Raw genomic sequence first — 21,067 nt, 5'->3', positions numbered from 1 at the left:
CTCAATCACACACTATTTTGAAACACAACTTTTACCCCTTCCGGGCGTCGAAGGACTTCCTGCGCTTTACATTTGAAAGTGAGTCTGCACACAAGCGAATCAACAAAGTAGTTGAATTTGTTCTTATCGAAGACGAACTGTACAATCTCGCTTTGGGTGACTTGGGTGAAAATGGAATGTATGATGACTTGTCTGTCAGTAATAACAATGACATGAATTTGGTTTTGGCAACAGTTATTCAAACCATTTTCAATTTCTTTGAAATATATCCCGACAAAAAACTGTTCTTTCAGGGAAGCACACCAGCTAGAAGCCGACTTTATCAAATTATAATCGCCAAAGAGCGGGAGCAATGGCAGGATGATTATGTCATTGAAGGAGTATTTGGTGATGAAAGGGAAGTGTTCCAATTGACACGAAACTATAATGCTTTCATTCTAAGTTTAAAATCATACAAATGAAGACAACGTCGAAATATACAGTTGACCGGTCCAAGGTGACAATCGATGATACCATTAAAAGCCATGCAAATGATCCATTTGTCATCAAAAAAATGGAAATGGCTAGGGAGACTTTAAGCAAGCTAAAAAAGAAACCCTGAACCTGACGTTCACGAACTTTTGAGATTTGCGATCTATATTTTATAGGATCGTCGTACTTTTGTGTAATGCAAAGTACAAGTTCTCCAAGTATCTTCACAACGCAATTCTGGTTACTTGGCCTCAGTTCGTTTCTTTTTTCTTCCAGCTTCAATATGCTCATTCCCGAGCTTCCGGGATATCTTTCGGAGATGGGCGGCGCTGAATATAAAGGCGCGATCATTGGTCTATTCACATTAACAGCCGGTCTTTCCCGTCCATTCAGTGGTCGCTTAACCGACCGGATTGGCCGTGTTCCTGTGATGGCCTTCGGCTCGATTGTCTGCTTTGTTTGCGGATTTTTATATCCGATTTTCACAACAGTAATGCCTTTCCTGCTTCTCAGGTTGGTGCACGGCTTTTCAACCGGCTTCAAACCAACCGGAACTTCGGCTTACGTTGCGGACATTGTTCCTGCCGATAGGCGCGGGGAGGCAATGGGCGTGCATGGCATGTGTATGGGCGTTGGTTCAGCGTTCGGGCCGGCGGTGGGGAGCATGATTAGCGAGGCATTTTCACTGAATGCATTGTTTTACACGTCTTCGTTATTTGCATTTCTGTCCATTGCGATCTTATTGAATATGAAAGAAACGCTCGTTAAGAAAGAGCGACTTTCCTGGAATGCATTTCAAATTACCAGACGCGATATTTTTGAACCTGCCGTATTCAGTCCTGCGCTTGTGACATTCCTTTGTTATTTTGGTTACGGCGCTGTGGCGACGGTTACGCCCGATTTTAGCGGTTATCTGGGACTGCAAAATCGTGGTTTTTACTTCATGTTTTTCACAATTTTCTCGATTTTGATCAGGCTTTTTGCTGGAAAGATTTCTGATCGGCATGGACGGATTCCTGTGACCATTGCTGGTTGCATTGTGCTTATCATTGCGATGATTTTAACAGGCTATGCTAATTCTGTTCCGATGTTTTTTGCCGGCGCTGCATTCTTCGGGATGTCGATGGGGATTTTGTCTCCGGTGCTTTCTGCGTGGACGGTGGATTTGAGTCGGGATGATAACCGTGGGCGGTCGATTGCCACAATGTTTATTTCTCTGGAAGCAGGCATTGGGTTAGGCGCGTTTTTATCGGCTGAGCTTTTTGCAAATCAGCGCGGGAATCTGCCGTTGGTTTTCTTCGTCATGGCTGGTTTTGCATTGGCTGCATTGATTTATACTGTCTTGATTTATCAACTTAAAAAACGCCGCGCCCGTGTTATTTGACGATAGTTACCAAACCGTCACCGGTCCAGCGGAAGGGTTTTTCAAAGATAAGGGCAGCAAGTTTCTGGCTTATAGCTTTCCAATCGAAGGTGAAACGGATGCAAAAACGCACCTCGCAACATTGCGGGAGCTGCATCCCAAAGCCGTGCATCATTGTTATGCTTACCGGCTTGGCGCGGATAGGATGAGTTACCGGATGAGCGATGATGGCGAACCCTCGGGAACTGCGGGCAGACCGATTTTAAACACATTGTACTCAAAGAATGTAACGAACATTCTCGTTGTGGTCGTTCGTTATTTCGGAGGGACATTATTGGGTGTTCCGGGCTTGATTAATGCATATAAACTGGCGACGGAGGATGCTTTGAACCAGTCAGAAGTTGTTACCCGGCATTTTTACAATTTATATCAGCTCAATTTTTCCTATCCGCAAATGAATGATGTCATGCGGATTGTGAAGGAAATGGAACTGCCTGTGAGAGAGCAGGTTTTTGAAATGGAATGTCGGTTGGTTACAGAAGTTCGTGTGGCTACCACGGAAAGGTTTATCGCTCGCTGTGAGCAGATTGAGGGACTTAGTCATTCTCTTTTAACATCCGGATAAAATCGTCTTCATAATCTTTGATCGCTTTTAACAGCTCTTTCAACTCCTGTTCTTCCGGTGTGCCTTTTTTCGCACCAAAGATTTCATCCGCCCTTTCAGAGGCCTTTTCGTATTCGCTTTCGTTGTTGATTTTCATGATCTTCACATTTGAAATAAGAATTTGACGCACCTTTGGCAGCAAATTTTTGCTAAAATAATAAAGAACACGCAGGCAACATTACTTATTATCTATTTTAGCAGCCGGTGATTTATACGGCGCATGCAAGCCGGAATGTTGTCAGGAAAGTTTGCAACTCTGAGCCGATTTTTTGGGTTATCCAATAACCAGTTTTACTGAACTTTATCGCAAACGGAAATATCATTTTGGAACATTTGAATGCAACTGAGCTCGAAGGCCAGGATTTAATTGAAGTAGAAGGCGCACGCGAGCATAATTTAAAGAATATCGACGTCAATATCCCGCGGAACAAGCTTGTGGTGGTCACGGGCATCAGTGGCAGCGGGAAATCTTCTCTGGCTTTTGACACCATTTATGCCGAGGGTCAGCGCCGTTATATGGAGAGTTTTTCTTCCTATGCGCGTGGTTTTATTGGTGAAATGGAGCGGCCGGATGTCGACAAGATCAGCGGTTTGTCGCCTGTTATCAGCATTGAACAAAAAACAACTTCCCGCAATCCCCGCTCAACTGTTGGGACGGTTACAGAAATTTATGACTTCCTGAGGTTGCTTTACGCGCGTGCGGGCGAAGCATTCTCGTATGTTACAGGCCGTAAAATGGTCAAGCAGTCGCAGGATCAGATCATTAATCAATTATTTACACAGTTTTTAGGCAAAAAAATCAGCTTGCTCGCTCCTGCGGTGAAAGGGCGGAAAGGACATTATAGGGAGCTTTTTGTTCAAATTGCGCGACTTGGTTATAACAAAGTGCGGGTGGACGGCGAAGTGCAGGAAATTACGCCAAAAATGCAGCTCGACCGCTATAAAGTGCATGACATTGAGATCGTTATCGATCGTGTTGTTCCAAAGAAAGAATCCGAAGATCCGCAATCGCGCTATCGTTTGAGTCAGTCTGTTGCGACTGCGATTAAGCAGGGAAAAGGCGCCTTAATGGTTTTGGATGAAAAAGGAGAAACTTACTATTTTTCCCAAAACCTGATGGACCCGGAATCGGGGATTAGTTACGATGATCCGGCACCTAATGCATTCTCTTTCAACTCGCCTTATGGCTGGTGCCCGACTTGCCAGGGTTTGGGGATGATTGAGGAAATCACGGAAGAGTCTATTATGCCGGATAAATCTTTGAGCATTACCAAAGGCGGCATTGCACCTATGGGTGAATATCGGGAAGCGTGGATTTTCAAGCAGTTGGAGGTTTTGTTGAAGCCTTTTAAAGTGACATTGGCAACGCCTTTGGATAAATTTCCCGAGGACGCCATGAAACTCGTGCTTTACGGAAGTGAAGATGCTGTGCCTGTTCCTTCCAAAAAATATCCTGGAACGGAGTGGGAAACCAAGTTTGACGGCATTATTAACTTCCTGAAACGCCAGCAGGAGAGTGGAAATGACAAAATCCAGGATTGGTTAAAGGATTTCATGACCGTCCAAACCTGTCCGGAATGTAATGGCAAACGCCTGAGAAAGGAATCACTGCATTTCCGCGTGGATGGGAAAGACATTGCCGAACTCGCCGACAGCGATATTCGTGTGTTGGCGGAATGGCTTGTGAATCTTGAAGACAGATTGGAGGAAAAGCAACGCGTCATCGGTCACGAAGTCCTGAAAGAAATCAGGAAAAGAGTCGGTTTCCTGCTTGATGTAGGACTTGATTATCTGACATTAAACCGTGCATTAAGGACACTTTCGGGTGGAGAAGCGCAGCGGATCAGACTTGCCACGCAGATCGGAACGCAGCTGACGGGTGTGCTTTACATTATGGATGAGCCTAGCATTGGTTTGCATCAACGTGATAATGTGCGGCTTATCAATTCTTTGAAAAGCTTGCGCGATCTTGGAAACACCGTTTTGGTTGTGGAGCATGATAAGGATATGATGCTGGCTTCCGACTACATTCTGGACATTGGTCCAGGTGCTGGGCGTCATGGCGGCAATGTTGTGGGAGCGGGAACGCCGGAAGTTTTCCTTCAAAATGGCTCATTAACTGCTGAGTATTTAAGTGGAAGAACTGCGATTGATGTGCCAAAAAAACGCCGGAAAGGAAGTGGTAAAACCATTTCTATCAAAGGCTGCACGGGACATAATTTGAAAAATGTAAACATGTCGTTTCCGCTGGGAACGATGGTTTGCGTGACGGGTGTGAGTGGAAGCGGAAAGTCGTCGCTGATCCATGAAACGCTGTTTCCATTGCTGAATCAGTTCTTTTATAAATCAAGAAGAGAGCCGCTGCCTTACAAATCGGTGGAAGGTTTGGAAAATATCGATAAAGTCATTGAAGTGGATCAATCGCCGATTGGGCGCACGCCGCGCTCGAATCCAGCGACTTATACGAACTTGTTTACAGACATTCGGACGCTTTTTGCGGAATTGCCCGAAGCGAAAATTCGAGGTTACAAGCCGGGACGTTTTTCGTTTAATGTCAAAGGCGGGCGTTGTGAAGATTGCGAGGGTGCGGGGATGAAGAAGATTGAAATGGACTTCTTGCCGGATGTCCATATCAATTGCGAAACCTGCAAAGGAAAACGCTTCAATAGGGAAACATTGGAAGTGCGCTTTAAAGGAAAATCGGTTGCTGACATTCTGGATATGACCGTAGAATCTGCACTTGAATTTTTCGAGAATCAGCCCAGGATTTTGCGTAAAGTGCAGACATTGAATGATGTAGGTTTGGGTTATATTACATTAGGCCAGCACGCAACAACATTGTCCGGCGGAGAAGCGCAGCGCGTTAAGCTGTCAGAAGAGCTTTCAAAACGTGACACCGGAAAAACACTTTACATTCTCGATGAGCCCACGACCGGCCTTCATTTTCAGGATATCAGGCATTTGCTTAATGTTTTGAACAAACTGGTTGAAAAAGGGAATACAGTCCTCATTATCGAGCATAACCTGGATGTCATCAAAGTTGCAGATCACGTCATTGACGTTGGTCCCGAAGGCGGCGCACAAGGCGGCCGCATCATTGCCGAAGGAACGCCTGAAAAAGTGTCGAAAGTGAAAGGAAGTTACACCGGATATTTCTTGAAGGAAGAGCTTAAATAAGCCTTCCTTTTACATCCATTTGCTCAAAAACTGATTAAAACCATCCTTATGCTGGTCGCTGACGGGAATTGTCATGCTGCCGATCTGGATGGTATTTTTTGTTACAGCACTGATCTTGTCCAGATTTACGATGAATGAGCGGTGTACGCGCATGAATTTTGACGCGGGAAGCTTTTCTTCCAATGCTTTCAGACTGGTTAGCGAAAGAACCGGCTTTGGATCCGATTTCAAATGAACTTTCACATAATCCTTCAATCCTTCCATATAAAGAATGTCATCGTAGGCGATCCTGACAAGCTGATATTCAACTTTAAGAAAGAGGTAGCCGTCTTTCGGATCAGGGACGCTGGCGGAAGATGCCTTATTCAATAGCTCGCTGTAAGCTTGCGCTTTGGAAGCTGCGCGCAGAAATTCTTCGTAATTGAAAGGTTTCAGGAGATAGTCAAGTGCGTCGACGCGGAAGCCGTCCAGCGCATATTGGTTAAATGCAGTCGTAAATATGATCCTGGGCGCTTTATTATCGGCTTTATCTATAACCCGTGCAAGCTCAATTCCAGTCAAATCCGGCATCTGAATATCAAGAAAAATGACATCAATGTGTTTCGAATGAATGGCTTGTAGCGCTTCGACTGCGCTGGAATAACGCCCTGCAAGAGTTAAAAAGGGTGTTTTTTCAATAAAGGAGCAAACTAGTCCCAGCGCTAACGGCTCGTCGTCTACTGCTATGCATTGGAGTACGCTCATGCAGTTTCTAATTCCAAATGAACTTCAAATTCCTTTTCTTCTTTATTCTCAGTCACTTCCAGCTGGTATTTTCCCGGATATAAAAGGTCAAGCCTGCGCTGCGTGTTGACCAGCCCGATGCCATTACTTTCGTCCAGAATCGCCCTTTTATCCGTAAATAATGTGTTTTTCACTTCCACATGAATTTTGTGTTTGTCTTGTCGGATCTGAATGTCTATCCGGCTCGGTTGAACAGCGCTCACACCGTGTTTGAATGCATTTTCAATAAACGGCAAAAATAGCATTGGCGCAATAGAAACGTCATGCAAAGGATGCGGCGGATCAAGGTGAACAGTCACTTTGTCGGTAAGCCGCAATTGCATTAATTGAATATAGTCCTGTGCAAAAGCGATTTCCTGACTCAGTAAAACAGTTCCGTGCTGGGTTTCGTAAAGTACATAACGCATCATTCGGGAAAGTTTGTGCAGGGCTTCCCTCGCCGCTTCCACATCAATCACCGTTAAAGCATATATGTTATTTAATGTATTGAAAAAGAAATGCGGGTTGATCTGCGCTTTCAAAAACGAAAGTTCGGAGTTTATTTTCTCCTTTTCCAGGTTTTCCCTGTAATGCTTATCGCGTTGCGCATCCTTAACGGCCGCCACACTGGTGCTGATGCCGATGATCAGCAGCGCAGTCATAAGTGAGAAATAATCGAGTTTGTCCTGAGGTTTCTTTGCTCCGTTTGCCTCGCGAGCGGTTTTGAATGCCCTGTCCATTTGTTCGCCATGGTTAATAGCGATTTTAACCTGTTCTATAATTACAGCCAGCATGATTACCGATACAAGATTGAGCAATATAAAGCGGCTGTAACGATTCTTAGCAAGATATTGGGGAAACCAAAAGTAATAGTTAAGATAAAAAATGCCGATGAGCAATGTGAATAACACTGCTTGCTTCACCCAAAAAGTCACTGGGAATTGAATTTGCCAGCTGAGCGGTTGCCACATTAAAAATAAAGCCAAGAAGCTCCATCCTAAAAGATGCAGGAAGAACGGAGGATATTTTCGTGCGGTACTAGCATCCATCTTATTATGAATTAGGTTATTGCAGTAGAGTAGTTTGCAATTACAATCATACGGGTAATATATCAAAGTGCCTAGTGCAATCGATCAACACGCGGCAAATACCGACTGATTACCGCCGACACTCTATAAAGCAACTTGTCGTCACAATTACTTATTCTGTACTATTCCAAGAATTAGAACGGAGGACTTATCGGCTAAAAACACGTTTTGATCGGTAGAAGTGTCCGTTCCATCTATTGCCCGGATTATTGTCAAGTTAAGGTATTTACTTTGAAATTGAATCGAACAATTATTTGCAATACAACCATGAACATGATAAGAAAAATTACTCCTGTTATAATCCTGATGGTGCTCAGCCTTTCGGCTTCTGCACAATTTCCCGGCGGTGGTGGCGGGGGCGGCGGATTCGGAGGAAATCGCGGAGGCGGTGGAAACGACAGGCCGCAAAGGCAGACGGTGATCCCGGGAACTGCGGAAGACACGCCCAAGGGAAATGGTAAGATACGAGGAATCCTTGTTGATTCGGTTAGCAAGAAGCCGGTGGAATTTGCCGCGCTTTCATTGGTGGACATTAAAACCAACAATCCTATCGACGGAACTACGACAAACGAAAAAGGGGTTTTCGAGCTTAACAAAGTGGCGTCCGGAAACTTCAAAATTTTGATTTCCTTCATTGGCTACAAGACTAAAACCATTAATGACATTAAAATTGAACGTAAGACAGAACTTGACCTGGGTAATGTAAGCCTTGGGCCGGATGTGGTTCAGTTGAATGAAGTGGAAGTTGTGGGAATGGCCCAATTGATTGAGGAGAAGGTTGACAGGCTTGTTTATAATAACGAAAAAGACATTACCAGCAAGGGTGGTGACGCTTCGGATGTGATGAAGAAAGTGCCGATGTTGACGGTCGACCTGGACGGAAACGTTTCTTTAAGAGGAAGTTCCAATGTTCGGGTTTTGATTAATAATAAACCTTCGACCATTATCGCAACCAGCGTTGCGGACGCATTGAAGCAAATTCCTGCCGATATGATCAAATCTGTTGAAGTAATTACCTCACCATCAGCAAAATATGATGCAGAGGGTTCTGCCGGGATCATTAACATTGTTACCAAAAAGAGCACGATCCAGGGTGGGACATTGAATTTGGATACTGGAATTGGAAACAGGGGTTCAAATCTTGGGTTAAGAGGAAATTACAGAGTTGGCAAGATGGGTTTCAGTTTAGGCGGTTTTGGCAGGTTTAATTATAATATGCCAGGAAAATCAGAAAACCTGCAAGTCGGTAAAATTGATAAATTCTCAATTCGCCAAATGGCCGAGTCCAACAATAAAATGGCTTTCGGTTCTTACAATTTTGGATGGGACTATGAGATCGATTCTAAAACGTCACTTTCTGCCGGGGTGCGTTATGGAATGCGTAACATGCGTAATTCACAGGAGTTATCAACATTCAACACACAAAGCGACGGTACAACGCGTAACAGTTTCCGCGACGTAAATACAAAAGATTTGTCAGGAACGTGGGATGTGAATGTGGATTATATCAAAACATTGAGCAAGCCACAACAAGAACTTAGCATTTCGACTCAGTTTAGTCGCAACAACAGGACTAATGATTTTGATGCAGACATTTATTCGCTAAATAATAATGAATTGCGCGAACTGCTGGGAAGCCAGGGCAATAACAACGCCAGCCACAACCAGGAAAGCACTATTCAGGTGGATTACCAAACGCCGGTTAAAGACAATCAGTTGGTTGAATTCGGTGGAAAAGGCATTTTCCGTCAGGTGGTTAGTAATTTTGATTATTATAACACAGTGGATACGCCGCAAGCAGCGAGCAGTTTGAACTACGATCAGAATGTTGCGGCGGGATATTTTTCATACACTTATACGACCAAGAGCAAATTTACGGTGAAGGCAGGTTCGCGTTATGAATACACGAGCATTGACGCAACGCAAGGTGAGCAGGGCGATTTAAATATTCCGGCTTACAGCAATTTGGTGCCAAGTCTTAATTTATCCCAAACTTTTGGTAAAGGACAAACGATCAAACTTGGTTACAATCGTCGCCTTCAACGTCCAGGCATTCAATTCCTAAACCCTAATAGAAATGCGGCGAACCCACAGAACATTACTGTGGGTAACCCGCAACTCCGTCCGGAATTAACGGATCAGGTGGAATTGGGAACAAGCTTTTTCAAGAATTCACTTTATGTGAATGTTTCAACATTCGCCCGTTTTACCAATAGTTCTATCGAAAGCATTCGTACAACGGACGACGAAGGTGTGATTACGACAACTTATGGCAACATTGGCTCGAAGAAAAACTATGGTGTGAATGTTTTTGGAAACATGACATTTTTCAAAAGATGGCAAGTAGGAGGAGGTTTTGACGCTTACTACGCGGATCTTACTAATAATAATCCTGATCCTTTATTGGCAGCTTCAAACACCGGCTTCGTATTAAGCGGCCGTTTCAGAACCAGCCTTAACATTAAAAATGGTTGGGGATTGCAGGCAGGTGGTTTTATGAGGGGACGCGATGTTCAGCTGCAAGGAACACAAGCCGGATTTCGAATGTATGATCTGGGAATCAAGAAAGATTTTACGAACAAGCGCGGAAGCATTGGATTTGGAATGGAGAACTTCCTGGCTCCATCATTCAAAATGAAAACCCAGCTTGAAACAGCGACATTCACGCAGAACAACACGAACTTCCTGTACAACAGGGGTTTCAGGGTCAATTTCTCTTACCGTTTAGGAAAAATGACATTTGTTGAGCAGAAATCACGCAGACGTAAATCAGTTAATAATGATGACCAGAAAAGCGACGGCGGCGGAATGGACGCAGGTGGAGGCGGCGGAGCGGTGCAAGGAGCAACACCAGCCATCACAGTTCCATCACCAAGGACAGGCGCGCCAGCGGGTGGCGCACCAGCGGGTGCCGCACCAGCGGCTGGCGCACCAGCGGGTGCCGGTCGCCCACAAGGAGCAAGGCCAGCAACAGCAGACAGCACAGCAAGGCCAGTAAGACAGGGGATGCCAATGCAGCAAGGTGCTCGTCCGGATTCAGTGGCTCGCCCGGATTCAGTATTGAAAGACTCAACTGCAAGACCATCGGTCCTGCCAGCTGATTCAACTGCAAGGCCAGTGATTCCAGCTGATTCGACTTCAAAACCAATTATACCAGCTGATTCGACTGCAATTCCTGCAAAACCAGCAGTGCCAGCCGATTCAACTAAGAAGCCGTAATTCTTTTAGATGATATTGAAAAAAGCGAAGCCCGGATGTTTGTCCGGGATTCGCCTTTTTTGTGAGGCAAACATGCATCTACTTAATTTTTTCAAAAACCAGCCCAGAACCATATCCCCGCAAAAGTTCGTGAGTGTTAATATCAAGAATGCTCACTTGTACAACGAATTGGTTAGGTTCTAATGGATTAAATTCACCTCTTCCCTGTAACACTTTCTGGGAGGGTGTATCTACGCTGCTGCCTTCAAAATCAAGAAAGTAGTGTCCGTCAAACTTGATCTTTACGTCTCGGTAAATCCGCTCGAACGACTTTCCATTTCCAATGTTAACAACTGTTTCATGGATCGTTACGGTGTTCATAGCGGATTTTTCTACAACCCAATTTCGCTTGGAATTGTGTAGCGAATCGTCTGTTGACTGAAAATGGGAGATTAGGTGTGATGAAGCGGCAAAGTCTGGATCAACTTTTTGATCCTCTTTTGAGCAAGCAAAAACCAATGATAGAATAAAAAGTGAACTCAGTAAGTGAAATGATTTTTTCATCGCGAATAATTTTTATATTACTTGCGATGATACTCATCCTGCTTTTCACATTCCTAATCCAGTGAATGAACGTAGGCTCTCGGTTATTTAACGGGAATTTGTTCTCTAATCTCTCTCAAAATTCGATCTGCACCAGCTTCCAATAATTCATCTGCTAATGCTGTCCCAAGTTCTTCCGGGAAAGAAATAGAGCCAGTTTTCGTCCTTCTTATCAATTCCTGACCGTCCAAACTGATTATGCCGCCGGTAATGTTGATTTGATCTTCATTTAATGTTGCCAGACCGAAAACAGGGATGCTGCATCCGCCTTGGAGGCGTTTGAGGAATGCTCTTTCTGCTAGGAGGCAAGTTTCAGTTTGCGGGTGATTGATCAGTTCTCTGATTATGACTTTCTTTTCCTTGGCTAAATTTACAGCACACTCAATGGCGACGCTTCCCTGGCCTACGGCCGGCGTAAATTCATCTAATAGCAGATGCTCCGCGATTTTATCGTCATATTCCATTCTGTGCACGCCGGCATAGGCGAGGAGCAAAGCGTCACATTGACCTTCTTCCAGCTTGCGCAAGCGGGTTTGCAGATTTCCACGCATGTCAACTGTTTTGATATGCGGATAAAAATGTCTCAAAACGGCGATCCGGCGGGTTGAGGACGTTCCTACCACGAAAGGTTCGCCGTTTTTGAGCGAAAGTTCAGTATTATGGCTTACTAAAACGTCATTTGCCTTCTCGCGTTCTGTGTAGGCAATTAGCTCAAAAGCATCGTCCAGTTGAGATTGAAGATCCTTGGCACTGTGCACTGCGATGTCAATGCTGCCATCCAGCAGCTGATCTTCCAATTCTTGCGTAAAAACACCCTTACTGCCGATTTTGGACAAAGAACGATCCAGGATTTTGTCCCCTTTAGTTTCAATAATTACAATTTCCGTGTCAACACCGCCTTTTTTCAAAAGCCCTTCCACATAATGCGCCTGCCAAAGGGCTAACTTGCTGCCGCGCGTTCCTATTTTTATATGCATGGTTTACTCAATTTTCTTTTCAAACTCCAACAGTATCCCCTTCGTCTGTAACAATCTTATCTTCAATGTAAGCAACAATTAATGAGGCGATATCGATTCCACTTACTTCTTCAATGCCGCGGAGGCCGGGGGAGGAATTTACTTCCATAACCAGCGGGCCTCTTTCCGATTGCAAAAGATCTACACCTGCGATCCTGACACCCAACGCTTTGGCTGCCGCAATCGCTGTGTGCTCTTCTTCCTCGGTGAGCTCAATAAGGCAGCCTTCGCCTCCGCGGTGCAAGTTAGAGCGAAAATCCCCCTCTGCACCTTGTCGCTTCATAGCCGCAATAACCTTATTTCCAATGACAAATGCCCGAATATCGGCGCCTTTGGATTCTGCAATATATTCCTGGATCAAAAAGTTGGCTTTTAATCCATAAAATGCTTCAATAGTAGATTTTGCAGCCTTGATGGTCTCCGCCAAAACCACTCCTACGCCTTGCGTTCCCTCTAATAATTTAATGATTACAGGCGGACCGCCAACCATATGGATCAGCTCGTTTACCTGGGCCGGGTTTTTGGCAAAAACAGTTTTTGGAATATCCACACCCGATTTGGCCAGGACCTGCATGCTACGCAGTTTATCGCGAGAACGAAGAATCGCCTGTGATTTTACAGTCGTAAACACCTTCATCAATTCCAATTGACGCACTACTGCACAGCCGAATGCATTCACCGACGTCCCGATTCTGGGAATAACCGCGTCGATTTCGGTGATCGGTTTCCCTTTATAAATAATGGTCGGTTTTCCCCCTTCGATCATCACAAAGCATTTCACATGGTCGATTACCACTGCCTGATGACCTTTTTGTTTAATTGCCTCCACCAGACGCTTTGTTGAATAAAGGTCGGGATTGGTGGATAATACGGCGATTTTCATATAAATAATTAAAAAATAAAATGGGGAAAATTCACGGTTGGTGTCTGGCGTGAGAACGATGAGATGCCTTTGAGCGCTTGATAGCAGATAAATCTTTTTGCGAGACGTCCACCAGAAACCGCTTCTTCAGCAATTTCCGCCCGAGCAGGATCGGATATCTCATTTTACGTCGGTTGGCAAGTGAAAACTCTGTGCGAATTTTTTTGCCAAAGATTGTAATCTTTGTTTTGATCACATAACGTTTTTCTTCTTTTCCCGACGAATTTCGGACAATGGTTTCTTTAAAGTCCGTTACAGTGAAGGATTGTTGAGGTGCGCCTTTTTTTGTATCTAAATAAAAACATAGCTGAGGTTTGTCGCCTTCTTTAATTAGCCTCACGCGGGAACAATGTATAGCGGAAGTGGTGGCTCCCGAATCAATGCGGACGGGCACATCATACCAGCCCAAATCCGGCAGATCGACAATGTCTGTTGCCCCGATAATGTCCAAAGATTGCTTCATTTGCGTTGAAAGAAATGGGCGACTGTCAATGACAGATCCAGAAAAACCATTTTTGCCCGCACATTCCGCTCCATATGATAATACGCCAGATTCACTTCTTCGATCATTTTTTCAAGCGAATCAAAGTTAACTGTTTTTGAAAAGTTCTGAACAAAAGTTAACTCCTCCTCTGGAACCCGCAGTAGTTCACCGGCGCCGTGACTCCATATCAGCATATCCCGAAAAAGCCTTAATGCGTATTCCAGCAGCCCTTTCTGCTTTTCCTTGTTCATCACATCAAAATTATCCGCCAATTTTACCAGATGTGAAACGTCGTACTTGTAGCAGGAACGCATCCACGCTGCAAACCATCCGGAACGATCATCCTCCGCGTCCTGAACCAGTTTTAATGCTTCCGATAAATTGCCGTCGCATAAATAGGCAATCTGATTGGCCGCCGTGTCAGTAACTTGTTGTAATTTGAGAAAATACCGGACTTCTTCATCTGAAAATGCAGGCACCGTAATACGTTGCGCCCGGGAAATAATGGTTGTCAACAGCTTGTCCGACTGGTCACTGACAAGAAGAAACAATGTCTTTTCAGGCGGTTCTTCGAGGATTTTTAAAATCGCATTTGAAGAAGCTGCATTCATAATGTCCGGCTTCCAGATGAGCAGGATCTTGTATTCACCTTCATAAGACTTTACGGATAACTTTCTTAAAATGCCCCGTGCTTCTTCCACCGAAATATTCCCCTGCTTATTTTCGGCACTAATATGATCGAGCCATTCGGGGAGGACGCGATAAGGATTTTCCAGCAAGAATGTGCGCCATAAGCCCAGAAAAGCCTCGCTGGTTTTCCCATCGATCTTTTTCGACGTCGCAATCGGGAATATAAAATGGAAGTCGGGATGGATCAGCTTGCTCATTTTTGCGCAGGATGCACAAACGCCGCAAGCGTCTTCCTCGCTTTTATTTTCGCAATTGATGTAGGTTGCAAATGCTAAGGCAAGCGCGAGACCGCCGCCACCCGCGGGAGAGTCAAAGAGCTGTGCATGAGCCAAATGGCTATTCTTAACCGAGCGTGTTAACGTTGATTTTATATGTTCAAGTCCCGGTATTTCTCTGAAAAGCACGTAGGGTTATGTTTTAACTAAAAGTGAATCAATGGTCTCAACATTCAAAATCGCGCTGCTCGCGCGTCTGCTCGAACACGGCTTTTAAAATCCTTTCGTCATCTTCTCCAAATGTGACATTGCGGCGACTAACCGTGTCCTGCGCCACATGAAGCGCCTTTTGAAAACGATATTCTGCAAACCCTTCTGCATTGCCGCCCCAGGAAAATGAGGGTGTATGCTTCGCCTGAAAACCGGCACCGAATACATTAACACTTACGCCAACGACGGAGCCTGTGTTGAACATTGTTGAAATTCCTGCCTTGGAATAATCGCCCATCATCAAGCCGCAAAACCTTAAACCTGTGTCAACCAGATTATTGGATACGTAACTATGCAATTTTACACTGCTATGGTCATTTTTTAAATTGGAATTGTTCGTGTTAGCGCCCAGGTTACACCATTCCCCCAAAACCGAATTGCCGAGATATCCATCATGCCCTTTGTTACTATAACCGAATATTACACAATTACTTACCTCGCCACCTAATTTGCTGAACGGTCCTACGGTTGTATTGGGCCGTATTTTTGTTCCCTGTGCCAGCACGCCTCCTTCCCCAATTGAAAAAGGTCCCTGGATCATAGAGCCCTCCTGAATTAATGCATCTTTTCCAATGTAAATGGGACCATTTTCGGCATTTAGAATTGAAGCTTTTACCGTTGCGCCACTTTCAATGAAGATATTCGCAGGGTTATAACAATGTGTAAACGGATCGTTAAGCGCTTCAGAAACTCGATTGGCAGTGATTTTTCCAAAGTCAGCCTTAATCTGCTCACCATTCAAAGCGAATATATCCCAAACATTCCGTATCAATGTAAATGGTTTGGCATAAATCAGCTGAGCGAAATCTGAAACACCCATATCAGACTGCCAAGCAGCATTACTTCTAACGGTGAGAATATCATTTCCGGAAACCAGTGCAGATTGCGGAGGCAGTTTCTGTATTTCTTCAACAAGCCCTGCATCGGGGCAAAGTCCGCCGTTAATATAAATGTTATCCGAAGAGCTTACGAGTGGAAATGCTGCTGACAAGTAGTCCGCAGTTTGGTATGAAACATCTTCATCCAGCCAAGAACTCCATTTTTCAGAAATTTTACTGATTCCGCAACGAATTGCTGAAACCGGTCTCGTGTATGTAAATGGTAAAAGTTGAAGTCGGATTACTGGGTCGTCAAACAGAATAATTGTAGGCATAGGTAATGCTAGTATGTGGTGCCAAAGTTCGCCCATTTTTTTGGTTAGGGCAAAAAAAGAAGCAGTCTCTTGTAAAATGTACAAGAGACTGCTTCTTTTAATTTCGGGTATTGAAAGAGAATCATGACCTTCCGGTCAATCATATGCTGATTAAGCTTCTTTCTGCTGTCCGTAACGTTTTCTGAATTTGTCTACACGGCCGGCAGTATCTACAAGTACATTTTTACCTGTGTAGAAAGGGTGCGACTGAGAAGAAACCTCAACTTTATAAACCGGATAAGATTTGCCATCTTCCCAAGTAATGTTTTCGTTGGTTTCTATTGTGGAGCGCGTAATGAATTTAAAATCGCTTGATAGATCCCAGAAAACTACGTCTCTATAATTGGGATGAATATCTTTTTTCATTGGTATATGGTATTATGTGTTTCGATACAATTCTCAAAAAGGATTGCAAAAGTAAAAATTCTTATTTAGTAAACCAAGAAATGAAAGGCTATCTTTTTGATAAAACTTTGATTGACTAAACTATAAGTAATTAAACTTCACTCAATTGCTGTTTAAGCACTTCCACGCCCCTGCGTGCTTCTTTATCAAAATCTGTGTAAACGAAGCATTCAATAGATAGTCCACCCTTATAACCGATTTTTTTCAAAGCGCTTAAATAAGGCCTGAAATCGTCTCCCTTTACGCCAGGAGGTGTGCGGTTTTCTTTTTCGGCAATGTGGCAATGTACAATGTGTTTGCCAAATTTTACGATTTCATCCGGCGATTCGTCTTCTTTTAACATGTGAAAAATGTCACATAACAGCTTCACTTTCGGGCTTTTAACGGCGTCAACAATTTCAACGCCTTCTGCCAAACTGTTTATGAAATTAGTCTCTCCGCGGTTTAATGGCTCTACGGCAATGGTAACGCCATATTTTTCGGCGAGCGGCGCCATTTTTTTGGTCAGCTCAATATGCTGTGCCTTTGCTTTATCCCGGTCAAAACCTTCTGGAATGATGCGTGAAGCGCCGCTTCCAAACACCACATATTGAGAGCCGCATTCCTTAGCGCGCTTTAAAACAAGGTCTGTTCTTTCCAAAATCGCCTGATGGTTCGCATCCGGGCCCAATGTTTTCAGACTTCCCGGGAGCAATATTACGTACGATTTGATCGGAAACTTCTCTTGATGAAGTTGTTGAAGATTTTTGGCATACTGCGCATCACCATCTTTCGGGATCAGGAAGTTGCCTACGGACTCCTCTATATAAGTACAGCCCGATTCTCTCAGATAGTCGGCCTTATCATATGCTGCAAAAACGCCCAGTTGTAAGGAATAGCCAGGCCCGATATTTTTGGCAAAAAGAATCTCGGGCACTGCAAGTCCCGCAGCAATTCCAGTCACCATCCCTGTGGATGTTTTAAGGAAATTTCGGCGCGATGGAAAATCAATAAGCTTAGTCATAATATACTAGTTTTGATCAGTATTGAAATGAGTTTATATAGTAGTAAATTCTATAATATGGAACGTGAAATATTAAATGTTTGCCTGTTTAGAATAAATTTAAATAATGTTATTGTTGTAACAAGCTGATATTCAAATTTTTGTTAGCAATCATCGGTATAATGTCCTAGATCATTGAAAATAAAAGTTTGCAAATTTTAAACATTAAATTTCTGTAAATTTTTTTTCGGTTCCATTTTAATGTTGATAAATCGTAAATCGCTAGCATTTAGAATATTACAATTTACACGATTTGGATTATCCCTATAAACCCAAAAGAGCCCTGGTAATACTGGTTGCGAATGCGATTAATTTATTGTTATTTCAAGGACTGTTAAGCTCCTCCAAAGAACAATTTCAAGTTTAAGATACATCACTAACTTCCTTAAAAACAATCTATTAACATGTCAATGTATGTAATAAAGCGCGACGGGCGCCGGGAATCGGTTAAATTCGATAAGGTAACCGCGCGAATTGAGAAATTGAGCTATGGGCTTGATACAAACTATATCCAACCCATAGAAGTCGCTAAAAAGGTCGTCTCCGGAATTTACGACGGGGTAACCACTGCGGAACTGGATAATCTTGCTGCTGAAACTGCGGCCTCCATGACCACAAAGCATCCTGATTATGCGATTCTGGCTGCCCGCGTAGCAATCTCAAATCTCCATAAAAATACATTAAAGTCGTTTTCAGCCACCATGAAACGCCTTTATACATATGTTGACGGCAAAACCGGCGAGAATGCTTCCCTCATTGCCAAGGACGTTTACGACATTATCCGCCAGAATGCTTCTCTTCTCGATTCTACTATTATATATGACCGTGATTATGCCTATGATTATTTCGGTTATAAAACGCTGGAAAAGTCTTATCTGTTAAAGGTTGACGGCAAAATCGTGGAAAGACCCCAGCATATGTTGATGCGTGTTGCTGTGGGCATTCACCAGGACGATGTACAGGCAGCGATTGAAACTTATCATTTGCTTTCTGAAAAATGGTTTACACATGCGACGCCTACACTATTCAATGCAGGAACGCCAAAACCGCAAATGTCATCATGCTTTCTGTTGACTATGAAGGAAGACAGCATCAACGGAATTTATGACACGCTTAAAAATTGTGCATTGATTTCTCAATCAGCCGGTGGCATTGGTTTAAGTATTCACGATGTGCGTGCAACGGGTACTTATATTAAAGGAACAAACGGACAATCGAATGGAATCGTCCCCATGCTTCGCGTATTTAATGATACGGCAAGATATGTGGATCAGGGAGGCGGAAAGCGCAAAGGTTCTTTTGCTATATATATGGAACCCTGGCATTCCGACATTTTTGATTTCCTAGACTTGAAGAAAAATCACGGGAAAGAAGAGCAGCGTGCAAGGGATCTTTTCTACGCATTATGGATTCCGGATCTTTTCATGAAACGCGTGGAGGCAAATGACACCTGGTCATTATTCTGTCCGCACGAATGCCCCGGACTTTCAGATACGCATAGCGAAGATTTTGAAAGACTATATGAAAGATATGAGCTTGAAGGCAAAGCTCGAAAAACTATAAAGGCACAGGATCTATGGTTTGCGATCATGGAATCGCAAATAGAAACCGGTACTCCTTATATGCTGTACAAGGACCATGCGAACAGCAAGTCAAACCAGAAAAATTTGGGAACGATTAAGTCATCCAACCTGTGCACAGAGATCATTGAATATACGGCACCAGACGAAGTGGCAGTTTGTAACCTTGCTTCCATTGCATTGCCAAAATTCATCGAGCAAGGACCAAATGGTTTCATGCGTTTTGATCATCAGAAATTGTACGAGATCACAAAGGTGATCACGCGCAACCTGAATAAAATCATTGACCTGAACTACTACCCTGTTCCCGAAGCTGAGAAAAGCAATAAAAGGCACCGTCCAATCGGGATTGGAGTACAAGGACTGGCAGATGCATTCTGTATGATGCGCATGCCGTTTGACTCTGATGAAGCGCGTCAGTTGAATAAGGACATTTTCGAAACCATTTATTTCGGTGCCATGGAATCTTCTATGGAACTTGCTGAAAAACTGGGGCCGTACGAAACCTGGGCTGGAAGTCCTGTTTCACAAGGAATTTTCCAATTTGATATGTGGAACGTAACGCCCGACAGCAATCGCTGGGACTGGGAAAGGTTGAGGAAAGATGTTATCCGACATGGTGTGCGCAACTCGCTGCTGCTAGCGCCGATGCCAACTGCTTCCACAAGTCAGATTCTTGGAAACAATGAATGCTTCGAGCCGTTTACTTCTAATATATATGTGAGAAGGGTTTTGTCAGGTGAATTTGTTGTAGTGAATAAATATCTGCTCAAAGATCTGGTAAGGCTTGGGCTTTGGAATGAGGAAATGAAAAATAACCTTGTTCGTGCAAGCGGATCTGTTCAGGCTATTCCAAACATTCCGCAGAACGTTAAAGACCTGTATAAAACGGCTTGGGAAATTAAGCAGCGCAGCTTGCTGGATATGTCAGCCGACCGCGGTGCATTCATCTGCCAGTCACAGTCGCTGAATATCTTCATGGAGGAAGCCAATTTCGGTAAACTCACTTCCATGCACTTCTATGCCTGGAAGAAAGGACTAAAAACGGGAATGTACTATCTCCGCACCCGTGCAGCCTCTGATCCGGTTCAATTCACATTAAGTAAGCAAGCAGAGCCGCAGATCGAGCCTGCGACGGTTGTGGTTGCTGAGAAGGAACTGAATTACGTTCAATATGCAGAAGACCATGCTAAGTCTGTTGCTCCAAGAGATAATAAGGCGGATATGCAATGCTCGCTGGACGATCCTGAAAGCTGCGAGGCTTGTGGTTCGTAATTAATAAAGATGGTTTATAAAACGAGCCTTTGCTTTTCGAAGCGAGGGCTCGTTTTTTATAGTACTTATATAAGATTTTCTATAATGGCTGTTTCTGCCATCCTGGACTAGTTAATGAGGGGTTTTGGAAAAATAAAAAATCTTTGAAAATAATTTCCGTTTAGTAATATTGGTTATCAGGCGGTTAGAAAAATTCTGCAAAAAAGTTGATAAATATTTTCGCCGGGGACTTGCGTATTAAAAATAAAGCCTGCACTTTTGCACTCCCAATCGGGAACAACGGTCTTGCAGACGGCGAGACAACGAGTTCTGAAAGATTCAGAGCAACGTTCTTTGACATGATGAAGAGAGCAAAAAGAAAGTTCGTTTAAGAAGATTCGGTCCTCTTAGCGATAAGAGAGACCACAACAAAATTTACAATGGAGAGTTTGATCCTGGCTCAGGATGAACGCTAGCGGCAGGCTTAATACATGCAAGGCGAGGGGGCAGCAATGTCACCGTCGTACGGGTGCGTAACGCGTATGCAACCTACCTTCAACTGGGGGATAGCCCGGGGAAACCCGGATTAATACCGCATAACACAGGGGTACAGCATTGTACTATTTGTTAAAGATTTATTGGTTGAAGATGGGCATGCGTTCGATTAGCTA

17 protein-coding genes and 1 rRNA gene are annotated in these 21,067 nt (G+C 43.8%); 7 read left to right on the top strand and 11 right to left on the bottom strand.

Annotated elements, in window-relative coordinates:
- The first annotated feature begins 17 nt into the window (after positions 1-17).
- The 3 genes from B5X68_RS25535 (at position 18) to B5X68_RS25525 (ending at position 2,459) form a co-directional block, all read left to right on the top strand.
- On the top strand, positions 18-461 hold the full coding sequence (locus B5X68_RS25535; RefSeq protein ID WP_082217608.1) for a DUF6934 family protein: 444 nt from the start codon (positions 18-20) through the stop codon (positions 459-461).
- A gap of 206 nt (positions 462-667) precedes the next feature.
- Positions 668-1,855, top strand: coding sequence for an MFS transporter (locus tag B5X68_RS25530; protein ID WP_082217607.1), 1,188 nt, complete (start codon positions 668-670; stop codon positions 1,853-1,855).
- A complete protein-coding gene (locus B5X68_RS25525) occupies positions 1,845-2,459 on the top strand; it encodes an IMPACT family protein (RefSeq protein ID WP_082217606.1) in 615 nt (204 codons plus the stop codon). The genes B5X68_RS25530 and B5X68_RS25525 overlap by 11 nt, the downstream gene beginning before the upstream one ends.
- Here the strand turns inward: B5X68_RS25525 and B5X68_RS29015 are convergent.
- A complete protein-coding gene (locus B5X68_RS29015) occupies positions 2,431-2,595 on the bottom strand; it encodes a hypothetical protein (RefSeq protein ID WP_170916724.1) in 165 nt (54 codons plus the stop codon). The genes B5X68_RS25525 and B5X68_RS29015 overlap by 29 nt on opposite strands.
- Positions 2,596-2,822: 227 nt before the next feature.
- Here B5X68_RS29015 and uvrA point away from each other — a divergent pair, with 227 nt between their 5' ends.
- Complete coding sequence (uvrA, locus tag B5X68_RS25515; RefSeq protein WP_082217604.1) at positions 2,823-5,675, top strand: excinuclease ABC subunit UvrA; 2,853 nt, start codon at positions 2,823-2,825, stop codon at positions 5,673-5,675.
- A gap of 9 nt (positions 5,676-5,684) precedes the next feature.
- On the opposite strand, the gene B5X68_RS25510 is transcribed toward uvrA, so the two are convergent.
- Together B5X68_RS25510 and B5X68_RS25505 are read right to left on the bottom strand one after the other, a co-directional pair.
- A complete protein-coding gene (locus tag B5X68_RS25510; RefSeq protein ID WP_082217603.1) occupies positions 5,685-6,419 on the bottom strand; it encodes a LytR/AlgR family response regulator transcription factor in 735 nt (244 codons plus the stop codon).
- A complete protein-coding gene (locus tag B5X68_RS25505) occupies positions 6,416-7,486 on the bottom strand; it encodes a sensor histidine kinase (protein WP_082217602.1) in 1,071 nt (356 codons plus the stop codon). Before B5X68_RS25505 ends, B5X68_RS25510 begins: the two co-directional genes overlap by 4 nt.
- A gap of 306 nt (positions 7,487-7,792) precedes the next feature.
- Between B5X68_RS25505 and B5X68_RS25500 the strand changes: the two genes are divergently transcribed.
- Complete coding sequence (locus B5X68_RS25500) at positions 7,793-10,744, top strand: TonB-dependent receptor (protein ID WP_082217601.1); 2,952 nt, start codon at positions 7,793-7,795, stop codon at positions 10,742-10,744.
- A gap of 78 nt (positions 10,745-10,822) precedes the next feature.
- Here the strand turns inward: B5X68_RS25500 and B5X68_RS25495 are convergent, their stop codons facing one another.
- The 8 genes from B5X68_RS25495 to B5X68_RS25460 all read right to left on the bottom strand — a co-directional run bounded on the left by B5X68_RS25495 (position 10,823) and on the right by B5X68_RS25460 (position 17,523).
- Positions 10,823-11,287: a hypothetical protein gene (locus B5X68_RS25495; protein WP_082217600.1), complete on the bottom strand. Its 465-nt coding sequence runs from the start codon at positions 11,285-11,287 to the stop codon at positions 10,823-10,825.
- An 83-nt stretch (positions 11,288-11,370) separates the two neighbouring features.
- A complete protein-coding gene (gene hemC / locus B5X68_RS25490) occupies positions 11,371-12,303 on the bottom strand; it encodes a hydroxymethylbilane synthase (RefSeq protein WP_082217599.1) in 933 nt (310 codons plus the stop codon).
- A gap of 19 nt (positions 12,304-12,322) precedes the next feature.
- The gene (gene rimK, locus B5X68_RS25485; protein ID WP_082217598.1) at positions 12,323-13,225 is read right to left on the bottom strand and encodes a 30S ribosomal protein S6--L-glutamate ligase; all 903 of its coding nucleotides are present in this window, start codon (positions 13,223-13,225) and stop codon (positions 12,323-12,325) included.
- 31 nt (positions 13,226-13,256) lie between these two features.
- A complete protein-coding gene (locus tag B5X68_RS25480; RefSeq protein ID WP_082217597.1) occupies positions 13,257-13,727 on the bottom strand; it encodes an ATP-dependent zinc protease family protein in 471 nt (156 codons plus the stop codon).
- On the bottom strand, positions 13,724-14,842 hold the full coding sequence (locus tag B5X68_RS25475; protein ID WP_082217596.1) for a DNA polymerase III subunit: 1,119 nt from the start codon (positions 14,840-14,842) through the stop codon (positions 13,724-13,726). The genes B5X68_RS25480 and B5X68_RS25475 overlap by 4 nt, the downstream gene beginning before the upstream one ends.
- 37 nt (positions 14,843-14,879) lie before the next feature.
- The gene (locus B5X68_RS25470; RefSeq protein WP_082217595.1) at positions 14,880-16,076 is read right to left on the bottom strand and encodes a putative sugar nucleotidyl transferase; all 1,197 of its coding nucleotides are present in this window, start codon (positions 16,074-16,076) and stop codon (positions 14,880-14,882) included.
- Between the two features lie 150 nt (positions 16,077-16,226).
- Complete coding sequence (locus B5X68_RS25465; protein WP_082217594.1) at positions 16,227-16,481, bottom strand: type B 50S ribosomal protein L31; 255 nt, start codon at positions 16,479-16,481, stop codon at positions 16,227-16,229.
- 130 nt (positions 16,482-16,611) lie between these two features.
- Complete coding sequence (locus B5X68_RS25460) at positions 16,612-17,523, bottom strand: sugar phosphate isomerase/epimerase family protein (protein WP_082217593.1); 912 nt, start codon at positions 17,521-17,523, stop codon at positions 16,612-16,614.
- Positions 17,524-17,972: 449 nt separating this feature from the next.
- Between B5X68_RS25460 and B5X68_RS25455 the strand changes: the two genes are divergently transcribed.
- A complete protein-coding gene (locus B5X68_RS25455; RefSeq protein ID WP_082217592.1) occupies positions 17,973-20,417 on the top strand; it encodes a ribonucleoside-diphosphate reductase subunit alpha in 2,445 nt (814 codons plus the stop codon).
- Between the two features lie 416 nt (positions 20,418-20,833).
- Positions 20,834-21,067, top strand: a 16S ribosomal RNA gene (locus tag B5X68_RS25450); the annotation flags it as partial.

It is taken from the genome of Dyadobacter psychrophilus (assembly GCF_900167945.1).
GTDB lineage: Bacteria > Bacteroidota > Bacteroidia > Cytophagales > Spirosomataceae > Dyadobacter > Dyadobacter psychrophilus.
This window is presented reverse-complemented; position numbering and strand designations above follow the sequence as displayed.

Bases quoted from the DNA above. Each gene is read 5' to 3' on its own strand.
- B5X68_RS25480 (WP_082217597.1), bottom strand. From the start codon at position 13,727: ATGAAGCAATCTTTGGACATTATCGGGGCAACAGACATTGTCGATCTG.
- B5X68_RS25530 (WP_082217607.1), top strand. From the start codon at position 668: ATGCAAAGTACAAGTTCTCCAAGTATCTTCACAACGCAATTCTGGTTA.
- B5X68_RS25505 (WP_082217602.1), bottom strand. From the start codon at position 7,486: ATGGATGCTAGTACCGCACGAAAATATCCTCCGTTCTTCCTGCATCTT.
- B5X68_RS25495 (WP_082217600.1), bottom strand. From the start codon at position 11,287: ATGAAAAAATCATTTCACTTACTGAGTTCACTTTTTATTCTATCATTG.
- B5X68_RS25455 (WP_082217592.1), top strand. From the start codon at position 17,973: ATGTATGTAATAAAGCGCGACGGGCGCCGGGAATCGGTTAAATTCGAT.
- hemC (WP_082217599.1), bottom strand. From the start codon at position 12,303: ATGCATATAAAAATAGGAACGCGCGGCAGCAAGTTAGCCCTTTGGCAG.
- B5X68_RS25460 (WP_082217593.1), bottom strand. From the start codon at position 17,523: ATGACTAAGCTTATTGATTTTCCATCGCGCCGAAATTTCCTTAAAACA.
- B5X68_RS29015 (WP_170916724.1), bottom strand. From the start codon at position 2,595: ATGAAAATCAACAACGAAAGCGAATACGAAAAGGCCTCTGAAAGGGCG.
- B5X68_RS25470 (WP_082217595.1), bottom strand. From the start codon at position 16,076: ATGCCTACAATTATTCTGTTTGACGACCCAGTAATCCGACTTCAACTT.
- rimK (WP_082217598.1), bottom strand. From the start codon at position 13,225: ATGAAAATCGCCGTATTATCCACCAATCCCGACCTTTATTCAACAAAG.
- B5X68_RS25500 (WP_082217601.1), top strand. From the start codon at position 7,793: ATGAACATGATAAGAAAAATTACTCCTGTTATAATCCTGATGGTGCTC.
- B5X68_RS25465 (WP_082217594.1), bottom strand. From the start codon at position 16,481: ATGAAAAAAGATATTCATCCCAATTATAGAGACGTAGTTTTCTGGGAT.
- B5X68_RS25510 (WP_082217603.1), bottom strand. From the start codon at position 6,419: ATGAGCGTACTCCAATGCATAGCAGTAGACGACGAGCCGTTAGCGCTG.